11 protein-coding genes are annotated in these 13,399 nt (G+C 60.0%); 10 read left to right on the forward strand and 1 reads right to left on the reverse strand.

The features are described 5' to 3' along the window. Positions 1-21 precede the first annotated feature (21 nt). The 5 genes from cofH to cofC are packed head-to-tail and all read left to right on the forward strand — an operon-like array spanning position 22 to position 5,516. A complete protein-coding gene (gene cofH / locus KF719_RS13165; protein WP_293509160.1) occupies positions 22-2,457 on the forward strand; it encodes a 5-amino-6-(D-ribitylamino)uracil--L-tyrosine 4-hydroxyphenyl transferase CofH in 2,436 nt (811 codons plus the stop codon). After that, positions 2,454-3,113 (forward strand): NADPH-dependent F420 reductase, encoded by a 660-nt coding sequence (npdG, locus tag KF719_RS13170; protein WP_293509161.1) that lies wholly within the window; start codon positions 2,454-2,456, stop codon positions 3,111-3,113. The genes cofH and npdG overlap by 4 nt, the downstream gene beginning before the upstream one ends. A 5-nt stretch (positions 3,114-3,118) precedes the next feature. Next, the gene (gene cofE / locus KF719_RS13175) at positions 3,119-3,886 is read left to right on the forward strand and encodes a coenzyme F420-0:L-glutamate ligase (RefSeq protein WP_293509162.1); all 768 of its coding nucleotides are present in this window, start codon (positions 3,119-3,121) and stop codon (positions 3,884-3,886) included. Continuing rightward, the gene (cofD, locus tag KF719_RS13180) at positions 3,883-4,854 is read left to right on the forward strand and encodes a 2-phospho-L-lactate transferase (protein ID WP_293509163.1); all 972 of its coding nucleotides are present in this window, start codon (positions 3,883-3,885) and stop codon (positions 4,852-4,854) included. Before cofE ends, cofD begins: the two co-directional genes overlap by 4 nt. After that, on the forward strand, positions 4,851-5,516 hold the full coding sequence (gene cofC / locus KF719_RS13185) for a 2-phospho-L-lactate guanylyltransferase (protein ID WP_293509164.1): 666 nt from the start codon (positions 4,851-4,853) through the stop codon (positions 5,514-5,516). The genes cofD and cofC overlap by 4 nt, the downstream gene beginning before the upstream one ends. Position 5,517: 1 nt before the next feature. Here the strand turns inward: cofC and KF719_RS13190 are convergent, their stop codons facing one another. Further along, a complete protein-coding gene (locus tag KF719_RS13190; RefSeq protein ID WP_293509165.1) occupies positions 5,518-7,131 on the reverse strand; it encodes an AMP-binding protein in 1,614 nt (537 codons plus the stop codon). A gap of 354 nt (positions 7,132-7,485) precedes the next feature. Between KF719_RS13190 and KF719_RS13195 the strand changes: the two genes are divergently transcribed. The 5 genes from KF719_RS13195 to KF719_RS13215 all read left to right on the forward strand — a co-directional run bounded on the left by KF719_RS13195 (position 7,486) and on the right by KF719_RS13215 (position 13,353). Continuing rightward, on the forward strand, positions 7,486-8,334 hold the full coding sequence (locus tag KF719_RS13195) for an alpha/beta hydrolase (protein WP_293509166.1): 849 nt from the start codon (positions 7,486-7,488) through the stop codon (positions 8,332-8,334). Between the two features lie 160 nt (positions 8,335-8,494). Next, complete coding sequence (gene hmgA, locus KF719_RS13200) at positions 8,495-9,817, forward strand: homogentisate 1,2-dioxygenase (protein WP_293509167.1); 1,323 nt, start codon at positions 8,495-8,497, stop codon at positions 9,815-9,817. 87 nt (positions 9,818-9,904) lie between these two features. Further along, a complete protein-coding gene (locus tag KF719_RS13205; protein ID WP_293509168.1) occupies positions 9,905-11,152 on the forward strand; it encodes an acyl-CoA dehydrogenase family protein in 1,248 nt (415 codons plus the stop codon). Next, positions 11,152-12,015, forward strand: a complete 864-nt coding sequence (locus tag KF719_RS13210; RefSeq protein WP_293509169.1) for an SMP-30/gluconolactonase/LRE family protein — start codon at positions 11,152-11,154, stop codon at positions 12,013-12,015. Before KF719_RS13205 ends, KF719_RS13210 begins: the two co-directional genes overlap by 1 nt. Positions 12,016-12,135: 120 nt before the next feature. Continuing rightward, positions 12,136-13,353: a hypothetical protein gene (locus KF719_RS13215; protein WP_293509170.1), complete on the forward strand. Its 1,218-nt coding sequence runs from the start codon at positions 12,136-12,138 to the stop codon at positions 13,351-13,353. Positions 13,354-13,399: the final 46 nt, after the last annotated feature.

The raw sequence follows: 13,399 nt of genomic DNA on the forward strand, positions 1-13,399 counted from the left end.
GCGGGCAGACAGGAGCGTTGAATGGAAATCCGCTGGACCGAGGAGCTGCCTGAGAGCATTATTCAGCGCGCAATGCGCTCTTCGCTCGGAGAACTCTGCGCGGAGGCGGCGGAAGCGCGCGATTCCGCCCACGGCTCTCTGGTCACCTATTCGCCGAAGGTTTTCATTCCGCTGACCAAGCTCTGCCGGAATGTTTGCCACTACTGCACGTTTGCCGAGACGCCGCGCCGGGGTACCGCCGCATATCTTTCACGCGAGGAAATCATCGGCATTGCGCGCCAAGGCGTCGTGGCGGGCTGCCATGAAGCCCTGTTCACACTTGGCGACAAACCGGAAGCGCGCTACAGCGCAGCGATCGACGCCCTGCGGGCTTTGGGTCATGCGAGCACGATCTCCTATCTCGCCGACATGTGCGGAGCCGTCATCACGGAGACGGGCCTTCTGCCGCATGTGAATGCCGGTGTGCTGACGAGTGCCGATTTCGAACGGCTTCGGCCGGTATCGGCGTCGATGGGATTGATGCTGGAAACGGTGTCGCCCCGGCTTTGTGAGCCGGGTCAAGTTCATCATGGGTCTCCCGACAAGGATCCGGTGCGTCGCCTTGAAACAATCCGGCTTGCCGGGGTTCACAAGGTTCCTTTCACAACGGGCATCCTGATCGGCATCGGCGAGACGCGGCTGGAACGCATCCAGTCGCTTGTGGCGATTCGGAACCTGCATCGCCAATATGGTCACATTCAAGAAGTCATCATCCAGAATTTCCGGGCGAAGGCGGACACGCGCTCCGCCGATGCGGAAGAGCCCGATCTAGAGGAGATGCTCTGGACCGTCGCCGTGACGCGGATGGTGCTCGGGTCCGGCATGAGCATTCAGGCGCCACCGAACCTATCGCCCGGAACCTACGCTCAACTCGTCCGAGCCGGATTGAACGACTGGGGCGGCGTCTCGCCCGTCACCGTCGACCATGTCAATCCCGAAGCGCCTTGGCCGTCGCTCGACGACCTGCGGCGTGCAACGGCGCTGGCAGGCAAGGTGCTGACGGAACGCCTGACAGTCTATCCGGCCTATGTCGAGCAGCGAAACGATTGGATCGACGCCGGTTTGCATCAGGCCGTTTTGCGCGCCAGCGACGGGGTGGGGTTGGCGCGCACCGGCAAGTGGTCGCCGGGCCTCGCCGTTTCGCGACAAGTGCCCAATCACCTGGCGGAAGCCCCCGTTGGCGCCGATCTGAAGGCGATGGTCTCGCGCGCGAATGCGGGCACCAGACTGGATGCCGGCGAGATCGCCCGCTTGTTTGCAGCACGGGGGCCGGAAGCGAATTATCTATTCGAAGCAGCGGACGACTTGCGCCGGGAAAAGGCTGGCGATGTGGTTCGCTACGTTGTCAACCGCAACATCAATTATACGAACATATGCTCCTACCGCTGCCGTTTCTGTGCCTTTTCAAAAGGCAAGACGCATGAAGCGCTCCGTGGCGCGGCCTATGATCTCGACCTTGGAGAGATCGAGCGGCGCGTCCGCGAGGCCTGGGATAGGGGCGCGACCGAAGTCTGCATGCAAGGTGGGATTCATCCCGCTTACACGGGCGCGACCTATTTGGATATTTGTCGCGCGGTCAAGCGCGCCGTTCCCGAGATGCATATTCACGCCTTCTCGCCTCTTGAAATCCAGCAAGGAGCGGCGACGCTCAAGATAAGTGTGGAGGAATTCCTAACCGAGTTGAAGCAGGCCGGTCTCGACTCTCTGCCAGGGACCGCCGCCGAAATTCTTGACGACAACGTTCGCGCCATCATCTGTCCCGACAAGTTGAAGACACAGGAATGGCTGGACATCGTCGAGACGGCGCATCACGTCGGGTTGCACACCACCTCGACCATCATGTTCGGTCATGTCGACGGGCCTCTATCATGGGCGCTTCATTTGCTGGCAATCCGGGATCTTCAGGACGAGACGGGTGGTTTCACCGAATTCGTGCCCCTGCCTTTCGTGCCGATGGAAGCGCCACTTTATCTTCACGGAAAGGCGCGCAAGGGGCCGACGCTTCGCGAAGCATTGTTGATGCATGCTGTTGCACGCCTCGTTCTCAATCCTCTCATCCCGAATATTCAAGCCTCGTGGGTCAAGATGGGTGTCGAGGGCCTCAAGCTCTGCCTCGACGCAGGTGCGAACGACGCCGGCGGAACGCTGATGAATGAAAGCATTTCGCGCGCCGCCGGCACGGAGCACGGGCAGGAATTGCCGCCGGTGGACATGAGAAAAGCCATCATGGCACTCGGTAGAATGCCGGCGCAGCGCGACACGCTTTATCGTCCCGTCTCATCCGAGCGGCGACAAGCGTCGGTCGATGCGGCGCCTCTCGCCGCCGTCGTCCAGACGCCGCCAGGCGGTCCACGATCTCTCGCCAGCATGGCGCGCGCAACTGAACGTCTGAGTATGAGTAGAGGTAACGACAAATGAAGCCGACGATCGGAGTGCTTGGCGGCACGGGGCACGAAGGCAGCAAGCTGGCATTCCGATGGGCACGGGCCGGGTATCCCGTCATCATCGGTTCGCGCGACATCGAACGGGCAAAAGAAGTCGCGAGGGACATTTCAGCGGCTCTGCCGCAAGCGAGCGTCTTCGGCGCCGATAACGGTCGCACCGCCGCCGACTGCACGATTGCGGTGTTGACGGTTCCGCACGCGGCGCAGCTGAAAGTGCTTGAAAGCGTGTGTTCGGGGCTTCAGGGCAAGATTCTGGTCGACGTGACGGTCCCGCTGGTTCCGCCCAAAGTCTCGCGCGTGCAACTGCCGTCGGAACACTCCGCCGTGATGGGCGCGCAGGCATTGCTCGGCGAAACGGTCAAGGTTGTTTCGGCGTTTCAGAATGTCTCTTCGCATCTTCTGGAAGACGACAGCGATGAAATAGATTGCGATGTCCTGGTTTGCGGAGACGATCAGGAGGCGAGATCGGCGGTGATCGACCTGGTCGATGCCTTGGGAATGCGCGGTGTGCATGGCGGCTCGCTGGCCAATTCGGTTGCCGCCGAGGCGCTGACATCGGTTCTGATCTTCATCAATCGCTTTTACAAGCTCAAGAAGGCCGGCATCCGCATTACCGGCTTGTCCGGATAACCGGAATGCCGGCTTCGCTCACGCTCACGGCACTCGACGAGGTTCCGACGATTGTCGCGGGCGATGATCTTGCAAAGATCGCCCTGAACCGCGCTGTGGCTCAAGGCATCTTCCTGCAAGCCGGCGATGTCCTGATTCTTGCTCAAAAAATTGTCTCCAAGGCCGAGGGGCGGCTTGTCCGGCTCGCGGACGTCAGGCCTTCGAGGGAAGCGTGCGATCTGGCCATTCGGGCCGACAAGGATCCGCGCATCGTTGAACTGATCCTGAAGGAATCCACAGGCGTCGTGCGCTGCCGGTCCGGCGTTCTGGTGGTCGAACATCGGCTCGGATTCATTCTCGCCAACGCCGGCATCGACGCCTCCAATGTGGAAGCGGAGAAGTCGGACGAAACGGTGCTGTTGCTCCCGGAAAATCCCGATGCCAGTGCCGAGCGGATCAGGCGCCAATTGTTGCGTGAAACGGGCGCGGAGGTTGGCGTCGTCATCAATGACAGCTTCGGCCGCGCCTGGCGGCTCGGAACGACCGGCACGGCGATCGGCGTTGCGGGCCTGCCGGGCCTTGTGGATATGCGTGGGCAAAAGGACCGCGCGGGCAGAGTACTGCAGGTCACCGAGATCGGCGTCGCCGATGAATTGGCGGCGGCGGCGTCCCTGCTCATGGGGCAGGCGAGCGAAAGCCGCCCCATCATTCATGCGCGCGGTTTTCCATACGCATCGCGCGAAGGTACCGCCGCCGAGCTCTTGAGGCCAAAGGAACTGGACATGTTCCGATGAGCGATCTTCGTGATACAAAGGTAGTCGCATTGGCCGGAGGTGTCGGCGGTGCAAAGCTCGCCGACGGACTTGCCGACTTGCTGTCCGGCAATCTCACCGTCATCGTCAACACGGCCGACGATTTCGAGCATATCGGTCTCAGCATATCTCCCGATATCGACACGGTGACCTATACGCTGGCCGGCATTGCCAATCCCGAAACGGGCTGGGGCGTGGCGAACGAGACGTGGAACTTCCTCGCCCAGCTTGAGAGACTGGGTGGACCTGTCTGGTTCCGGCTCGGAGACAAGGATCTCGCGACGCATATACTGCGATCTGAAGAGTTGCGGCTCGGGAGAAGTTTGACGCGGGTCACGCAGGACTTCACCCGCGCGCTTGGCATCGCCGCGCATATCCTTCCGATGAGCAATCAACCCGTTCGTTCCTTTGTGAAGACCGAGGAAGGGTTGATGCCCTTTCAGGAATACTTCGTCGGTCGGCACTGCAACGTCGCAATATCCGGTGTCGTGCTGGAGGGGCTGCAGATAGCGCGGCCGACGCCGGAAGTGTCGCTAGCGCTCGGCGATCCGTCTCTTGGCGCGGTCATCTTCTGTCCGTCAAATCCCTATGTCAGCATTGGTCCGATTGTCGATATTCCCGGCATGAAGGATTTGCTTCGCGCCTCGTCCGCTCCCGTCGTCGCGGTGTCACCGATCATCGCCGGTGCGACAGTCAAGGGGCCGGCGGCCAAGATGATGACGGAACTTGGACAGACGCCCGCGGCCGCCGCCGTCGCCGCGATCTATCGGGGCATGATCGACGGATTTGTCATTGATGAGGCGGACGGGGATCAGGCAGAAGAAATCCGGAATATGGGAATTGCCGTTTGCGTCGCCCCGACATTGATGCGCGACCGCAATGATCGAAGCAAGCTGGCGCGGAGATGCATAGAATTTGCGGAAAGCCTGCCGCGCAAAGGCCAGTCATGAGTTTACAGATTCTCGTTCCCTGCAAGTCATTGAGCGGCGGCAAGTCGCGGTTGGCGCCGGTGCTCGACGAAGAAGAGCGGCATGCACTGTCCACGTTCCTTCTCGAAAAGACGCTGGCGCTCGCCACCTCGCTCGTTCCCGCTTCCCGGTGTCATGTCGTTACGGGCGACAGCGAAGTCGTTTACAAGGCGATACGCTTTGGAGTGATGACGATCGTCGACCCTGGAAGTGGATTGAACGATGCATTGCAGGCAGGACGCAAGTATATAGGCGCCAGGGCGTCGCAGTTCGACCTGCTGGTACTGCCCATCGATCTTCCGATGGCGACGCCGGAACTCCTCATGGCATTGACTCAATTGAAGGCCGATGTGGCGATTGTCCCAGACCGCGATCTCGACGGGACTAACGCGCTCTATCTCAACAGACACGCCGCCCCGGAGTTCAAATTCAAATTCGGGAAGCGCAGCTTCACCGCTCACCACAAGGCAGCGAAAGCCAAGGGGTTCAATGTGATGATATTCGGCAATACGGAACTGGCCTTTGATCTCGACTTACCCGAACATCTTACCGGGTTGAGAAAGGCAGGCTGTCCAGGCCTGCCGATGCCGAAAGCGAACAATCCGAGACGTCTGGCCGGAACTTTCACCGGTGCATTGAGGTAGATCACCTGTATTGCAGCTTCTCGCGTTGGCGAAGCGCCGCGCGCTGTATTTTGCCGGTCTGTGTTTTTGGAAGCGCATCCAGAAATTCGACGGCTCTGGGATATTTGTAGGGAGCCGTCTGGCGTTTCACATGCTCCTGCAGCTCGCGCGCCAGTTCATCAGATGGCGAGACGCCGTTGCGCAAGACGATGACCGCCTTGACGATCTCGCCGCGTTCCTCATGCGGCGCGCCGATCACCGCGCATTCCTGAACGGCTGGGTGCTCGAGAAGAACGTTCTCGATTTCCGAGGGCCCGATCCTGTAGCCGGCAGAGTTGATGATGTCGTCGCGGCGGCCGCGATGGAAGAAGTATCCCTCGGCGTCCCTGATGCCGCGATCGCCCGTTATGAACCAGCGTCCTTCGACGCCGTCGATGTAACTTTCCTGCGTGCGCGCCTCGTCACGCCAATAGCCGAGCATCATCTGCGGATTGGGCATGAGGATCGCGATGTCGCCTTCTTCGCCCGCCGGTACGCGCTCGCCGTCGGCGTCGATGATATCGAGGACGGAGCCAGGCGCGGGCAAGCCCATAGAGCCCTCCTTCATCGGCATGCAGGGATAATTGAGCAAGGTCATCAGCGTTTCGGTTTGCCCGTAGGCTTCCAGGACGGGAACGCCAGTCATGGCATGCCAGCGCTGACCGACAACGTTGTTTAACGCCTCGCCGGCCGACACTGTGTGGCGCAGATGGCTCAGGTCGCAGGCGCTCGCGTCTTCATTGACGATGCGAAACAGTTCGGTACCCGGCGCGCAATAAACTGTGACGCGATATTTCTCGAGAAGGCGCAACCGCTCGGCGGGATCGAACGCGCCTTCATAGAAGAAGACGCAGGCGCCGCAACTCCACGGGCCGAACAGAATACTCGTGCCTGCCTTGCTCCAGCCAACATCCGCCGTACACCAGATGGTGTCATCGCGCCGCAGATCGAGCCAGTTGATGGCGGATTCACGCCAGGCGTGGATCGCGCGTGAGGCGTGAAGCACACCCTTGGGCTGGCCGGTCGATCCGCTCGTGTAATAGAGGAGGGCGGCATCGTCGGCTTCGACCCGCACGGGCGCGAAATCGTCTCGCCCGTCGGCCATCGCTTTGTCGTAAGTCTCCCAGCCCGGTGCCTCGCCCAGTGCGATGCGGACTTTCAAGCTGTCTGCAAGATCCTCGAACTTGGGTGCGTGCTCAGCGCGGGCGAAAACGGCGGTTGCGCCAGCATGCTGCACACGATAGGCGATGTCCTTGGCCGTCAGCATCTCGATGCAGGGAATGGGAACAGCGCCAAGCTTCAGGCAACCGACGATGGCAACTTGCCATTGCGGGATACGTGGCGTCATGACGATGACGCGGTCGCCCTTGCACACGCCCCGTTGTTGCAAGGCTGACGCAAAGCGAGACGACAGCCGTGCCATGTCGGAGAAACTATAACGCTCCTCACATCCCTGATCGTTGGCCCAGATGAGAGCGAGGCCATCAGCATGCCGCGCAAAATAGTCGACCACGTCGCCGCCAAAATTGAAGGCGGGCGGTATGTTCCACTGAAAATTCCGATAGGTTTCGGCATAGTCGGTCATGTTCGGCGTCATGCTGACCTCTTGCTTTCTTGCTTCCATCTTTGGAAAGTGCCCCGATGCCGAGGGCGGCATCGGGGCAAGTGCCGCATCCGAGGGGAGGGTCCCGGAGGGCGGGAGGCGCGATTCAAGACATGTTCGCCACGTCATCTTTAAGTGTACGGCCGGTCAGCAAACAAGCGCCATAAGGCGGCTATCTTCTATCGCGTTTTGATATGGAGAGCGGCGTGGATGGTATGTTTCGATTTTCGCACGTCCCAGTGGACATGAACGCTTCGTTCTAGCTGTTATGCAGCTTGGTGCAATTGACTGGCATCGACCCTCATCTACGTTTGCCCGACTGTTAAGTTTCTGGTTTGGGGCGGATGAATGAGTTTCTGGACGAATCTGAATACGCTGGACTTCAAGCTTTCGCGGACGCGTGCAAACGGATTGCAGACGCGGTTCTTCGAAGCGGGGAAAGGTGAAAATACCATCCTTTTTCTCCACGGGCTGAACGGTCACCTTGACGTCTTCGCGCGCAATTTCGCGGCGCATGCCGCGCATTACCACGTTCTTGCTATGGACATGATCGGTCACGGCTATAGTGATAAACCGGACCATGACTACGAGATCAAACACTACATCGATCACGTGCTCGGCTTTCTCGATGTCATGGGCGTCAAGAAGGCGAGCCTCGTAGGCACATCGCTCGGCGGCTGGGTATCCGCACGCATGGGCGCACGTCATCCAGATCGCGTCTCCAGCATTTCGCTGGTCAGCAGCGGCGGGCTGACGGCCTATCCGCACGTCATGAATCAGTTGAGTGCACTCGGCAGCAAGGCGACGACGGGCTTGGAAGGACTGCGCGCGCGTCTCGAATTCGTCGTCAAGGACAAGGATTCGATTTCCGAAGATTTGCTCGATTCTCGGTGGAACATCTATCAGCAACCCGACTACCAAAAGATGCTACCGCATATTCTTTGCCTGCAGAATATGGAAATCCGCATGCGCAATCTTCTGACGGTCGAAGAACTCGGCATGGTCAAGGCGCCGGCGCTCGTGCTCTGGACGAAAGACGATCCAACCGCGAGCATCGAAGACGGTCAGAAGTATGCGGACGCGCTTCCGAATTCGGAGTTCGTCGTCTTCGACAAATCGGGCCACATGCCGCAATACGAAGAGGCCGAACGCTTCAATCGCGTTCACCTGGAATTTCTCAAGAAGGCCGGTCTCTAAACCGGCGAAGCCGAATTTGGCTCGCTCACGCCGACAGATCGGCAATCGCACTACCGCACTTTTCTTTCCGGGATGGACGGCGAGGGAATTATGCGCAGCATGGTGCATGCCGCGACGGACCCCGGACAAGCGAGTGTAATCCATGGGAGGAGACGCGACGATGAGTGGAGATGTGGGCGACATTAAGGCCAATGAGATTCGCTATATTTCCGGGTTTGGAAATGAGCACGCGAGCGAGGCTCTGCCGGGCGCTTTGCCAATCGGGCAAAACTCACCACAGCGGGTGCCATACGGGCTTTATGCCGAACAGATCACCGGCACCGCTTTTACCGTGCCGCGCGCGGAAAACCAGCGCACATGGCTCTATCGAATCCGGCCGACCGTCAAGCACAAGACGTTTCAAAAAATTGACCGGGGCCTTTGGCGGACGGCGCCGTTGCGAGAATTCGAGCTGACTCCAAACCGCATGCGCTGGGAGCCAATCGAACTTTCCGTCGAGGCGGTCGACTTTGTGCAGGGCATGCGGACCGTCGTCGCCAACGGCGATCCGGAACAGCGCGTCGGAGCGGCCATCCACATCTACACCGCGACGAAGTCGATGGAGAATCGGGCTTTCGCCAATCATGAGGGCGAATTCGTCATCGTGCCCTATTCGGGGTCAATGCGGATCGTGACCGAACTCGGCATTCTGGACATAGGGGTGGGCGAGATCGCGCTGATCCCCCGCGCCGTGAAATTCCGAGTCGAGCTTCCCGATGGTCCTTCGCAAGGTTTTGTCTGCGAGAACTACGGCCAGCCGATGCATCTGCCTGAACTCGGCCCGCTCGGCGGTAGCGGCATGACCAACCCGCGCGATTTTCTTGCGCCTGTGGCGCGCTACGAAAACAGAGACGAACCTAGTGAGGTCGTCGTCAAGTTCGGCGGCAATCTCTGGTCTTGCGAAATCGGCCACTCGCCCTTCGACGTCGTCGCGTGGCACGGCACTCAGGTACCTTACAAATATAATCTGCTGCATTTCAACGTCGTGAACTCGGTCAGCTTCGACCATACGGACCCGTCGATCTTTACGATCCTGACGTCCGCGTCCGGCCTACCGGGCACGGCGAACGTCGAATTCGTTGCTTTCCCGCCACGCTGGATCGTGGGCGAACACACATTCCGCCCACCCTGGTTCCACCGCAACGTCATGTCCGAATTCGTCGGCATGATTCAAGGTACCTCGGAATCTCGCGCTCATGCTTTCCCTCCGGGTGCCCACACGCTGCACAATTCCATGGCCGCGCACGGGCCGGACCCGATGGTCTTCGAGAAGGCAACGGCGGCGGAGCTGAAACCAGAGCGGCTCGAGGGCATCTTGGCGCTGTTCGAGTCGCGCTTTCCCTTCCGCGTCGCCAAGAGCGCGGTCGAGAGCAAGGGTCTGCTGTCCGGCTATGACGGAAACTGGGATGGCCTGAAAAAGCATTTCTCACCACATCAGTCGTAAGAGCTGAGGCCGACAACAGAACTTCCATAGCCGCGCGATGATGAGCCCGTCCAACGACAGCGCTGCGGATTCAGAGGGAAAAGACAGATGACGACTGACGCAATCAAGAAACCGAAATCGGAAGCAAGCGCGATGAACCAGGCTGATCGCATGCGCGCGGCGAGGAGCCTCATTCCTCTCATCCAAGCAGAAGCGGATGAGGGAGAACGTCTGACCCACATAACCGACACGGTGGTTGCCGCGATCCGGGAAGCAGGTTTTTTCCACATGCTGCAGCCCAGGGAACTCGGCGGTGCGCAGCTTTCTTATCTTGATGCGATGGAGGTCGCCGAGCTGATGGCTTGGGCTGACGGTTCGACGGGCTGGTATGTGATGGTAGGCAACGCGATCGCCGCGTCCCTCGGCGCCTACCTCCCGGAGCAGGGTGCACAGGAAATCTACGGTGACGAGCCACTCACAATGGCGGCCGGACAAGGTGTGCCGCGCGGTCAAGCGCGCCGCGTCGAGGGCGGCTACATGATTCAGGGCCCGTGGAGCTATGGCAGCACCATCTATCACGCCGAATACATTCATGCCGGATGCATCGTCATGGAAAACGGCAAGCCGAAGATAGACAACAGCGGCGCGCCGGAGGCCATTGTCACGCATTTCCACAAGAACGATGTCGAACTCAAGGGAAACTGGGACACGCTCGGGCTCCGGGGGACGGGCAGCTACGACTACAATGTAAAGGGAAAGGAACTCTTCGTTCCCGATCATATGTGTTACGCCTTCGTCGGAATTCCGCCGCAGCGCGGCGGCAATCAGTATTCGATCGGCATCGTCGGCTTTACCTCATGGTGTCACACGGCTTGGGCGCTCGGCGTGGTGCGTCGCTCGCTGGACGAGGTTGTCAAGCTCGCGCCTGCCAAAGCCAGTGTCTTCGGTGCGCTTGGTGATGGCGCTTTCTTCAAGCATTCCTATGCGCAAGCGGAATCGAAATTCCGTTCCGCGCGCGCCTTCGTTCACGACGTTTGGGGCGACCTCAGCGAGACGCTGGATCGTGGCGACCCTGCGACGGTCGAGCAGATATCGCTCATCCGCATGGCGATGCGGCACATTCACGACGTCGGCTCTGAAGTTACGAACTTCGCCTATCGCAACGGCGGCGGCGTGGCGCTTCGACCGAGCTTGCTCCAGCGTGCTTACCGCGACATGCATACGGGCACGCAGCATGTTCTCCTGTCAGACCAGATCTATCAGGAATGCGCTCGCGTGCTGCTCGGTATGACTGGCAGGAATGCGCGCTGGGCCGGCTTCAGTGTTGTCGATGACGGGCCGAAGGAGGCCAAGTGATGGGTGCTCCGGTCGCAACGCTCTCAACGCGTATTGTCGCCGAAGGTCTCGTCTTCGGCGAGGGGCCGCGTTGGCACGATGGTCGCCTCTGGGTCTCTGACATGCTCGGCGGCAAGGTTGTGGCTCTGGACGAGAACGGACGTCTGGAGGAAGTAGCCGCTGTGCCGCAGGGCGCGTCGGGCCTCGGCTGGCTTCCCGACGGCCGCATGATCGTCGTCTCGATGGCCGACGCCAAGCTCCTTGCGTTTAAGAACGGCGTCGGCGAAGTCTATGCCGATCTGAGCCTCAGCCGCGGCACGCCGAACGACATGGCGGTCGACAGGCGCGGACGCGCCTATGTAGGCAATGCGGGCTGCAATTTGTTCGCCGGCGCGATTGAACCCAATCCGACGAATCTCATCCTGGTGGACAATGGCTGCACACGCGAAGTTGCGGATGGTCTGGTCTTCCCTAACGGCATGGCAATCGCGCCGGATGGCGCTACGCTGATTGTGGCGGAGACCTTTGCGCATCGGCTGACGGCCTTCGATATTGATCGCGAGGATGGATCGCTCTCGAGCAGGCGCGTCTTCGCCGACCTCGGTAAACGAACGCCGGACGGCATATGCATGGATGCGGAAGGCGCCATCTGGGTCGCCTCGGCGGAAACGAGCGAATTCTTGCGCGTAGACGACGGCGGAGAAGTAACCCATATCGTCGAAACGGGCGGTCGCTTTGCCACCGCCTGCGTAACGGGCGGACGGGATCGGCGCTCGCTATTCATGATAACGGCTCACATGACGCCGGAACTCTTTGCCAGGAGAGAAACCACCGCACGCATCGAGGTTGCCGATCTCGATGTGGCCGGCGCCGGTACTCCGTAAGCCGTAGTCCATCCCGCAACAGCGATCTTCGTATCCGAACAAGAGACAAAGAAAATGTCGAGTATGCAAAAGCGCCCGGAGAGCGGGAGCCTTCAAAATCCCCAAAGTGCGAATTTCCGCATGTCCGATCTGCCGGACGAAATTGAGGTCACGCTTGTCAACCTCGTCGCGGAGGACGGTGCCCCCTCCAAGGGCGTTCTGTATCGGTTGAAGGGAAAGCGGCCTAAGGTTGGCGTTCACCTTATGCATCCGCGCACGGACCAGACGCAGAACTACAACATTATTCCGCTGGCGCTTGCGGGCTATGCCGTACTCGGCCGCGCCAGCCGTTGGCCCAACAACGATGTCGCGACAATCCATGAATTGCTGCTGCTCGACGTCGCGGCCGGCGTTAAAATTCTTCACGAGCAAGGTTGCGAGAAGGTCATTCTGCTCGGCAATAGTGGCGGCGGCTCGCTGGCGGCTTTCTACCAGGCACAGGCCACGGCTGCCGTTGGAAAGCGGCTGACGCATACGCCCGCAGGCGATCCGGTCGATCTTAACAAGTTCAATCTGCCGCCGGCGCAGGGCATTGTTATCGTGGGCGGGCATATCGGCCAGGGCCTGCTGCTTGGCAAGATGATCGATCCTTCGGTTGTGGACGAAAACGATCCCACTTCCGTCGATCCGGAACTCGACATATACGATCCGCGCAACGGCTTCAGAACGCCGCCCGAGTCCAGCAAGTTCAGTGGAGAATTCTTAACGCGGTATCGTGCGGCGCAGTTGGAGCGAGTGCGTCGTCTCGATGCCAAGGCGCGCGGAATGATAAATGCGCAACGCGATGCAGTCGAGCTGGCGAAAAAAGCCGACGGCGAGACGAAGCTGCGACTACAACGCGTCGCTAAAGCAGGTTGGCACATGATCGTCTACAGGACGACCGCCGATCCGGCCTATACAGATCTCAGCATCGATTCCGACGACCGCGTCGTCTATACCTATGTCGGGCCGCAGCCTCATCTCGAGAACTATGGCGAGAACGGCTTCGCGCGCTATCTGACACCCCGCGCATGGTTGAGCACATGGAGCGCCCTGTCGAGCAATGCGCGCACCATCGACAATCTGGCGCGCATTCGTGAGCCGCTTCTCATCGTTCACTATGCGGGCGATTCTGGCACACGCACGAGCGAGGTTCACGAAATGATCGAGCGTTCGGTCTCCACGGACAAGCAGCTCCACCACGTTGAGAAGGTCGATCACTACGGCTTCACGATTTTGCCCGGCGCTACTTTTGGTCCACGTTCGACTTTGGGAACCGACAAGGTCGTATCCTGGATGCGCGAAAAGTTCCCGGTCTAATAGACGTTACCCCGTCTAATTGAGCTCGCAATCCTCTGCATCCGGT

Origin of the sequence: Parvibaculum sp., from assembly GCF_019635935.1 — a bacterium.
Taxonomy (GTDB): Bacteria; Pseudomonadota; Alphaproteobacteria; order Parvibaculales; family Parvibaculaceae; genus Parvibaculum.

Coding starts and splice junctions, on each gene's coding strand:
- cofC (WP_293509164.1), top strand. CDS start 4,851: ATGAGTTTACAGATTCTCGTTCCCTGCAAGTCATTGAGCGGCGGCAAG.
- hmgA (WP_293509167.1), top strand. CDS start 8,495: ATGAGTGGAGATGTGGGCGACATTAAGGCCAATGAGATTCGCTATATT.
- cofH (WP_293509160.1), top strand. CDS start 22: ATGGAAATCCGCTGGACCGAGGAGCTGCCTGAGAGCATTATTCAGCGC.
- KF719_RS13205 (WP_293509168.1), top strand. CDS start 9,905: ATGACGACTGACGCAATCAAGAAACCGAAATCGGAAGCAAGCGCGATG.
- cofE (WP_293509162.1), top strand. CDS start 3,119: ATGCCGGCTTCGCTCACGCTCACGGCACTCGACGAGGTTCCGACGATT.
- cofD (WP_293509163.1), top strand. CDS start 3,883: ATGAGCGATCTTCGTGATACAAAGGTAGTCGCATTGGCCGGAGGTGTC.
- npdG (WP_293509161.1), top strand. CDS start 2,454: ATGAAGCCGACGATCGGAGTGCTTGGCGGCACGGGGCACGAAGGCAGC.
- KF719_RS13190 (WP_293509165.1), bottom strand. CDS start 7,131: ATGACGCCGAACATGACCGACTATGCCGAAACCTATCGGAATTTTCAG.
- KF719_RS13210 (WP_293509169.1), top strand. CDS start 11,152: ATGGGTGCTCCGGTCGCAACGCTCTCAACGCGTATTGTCGCCGAAGGT.
- KF719_RS13195 (WP_293509166.1), top strand. CDS start 7,486: ATGAGTTTCTGGACGAATCTGAATACGCTGGACTTCAAGCTTTCGCGG.
- KF719_RS13215 (WP_293509170.1), top strand. CDS start 12,136: ATGTCCGATCTGCCGGACGAAATTGAGGTCACGCTTGTCAACCTCGTC.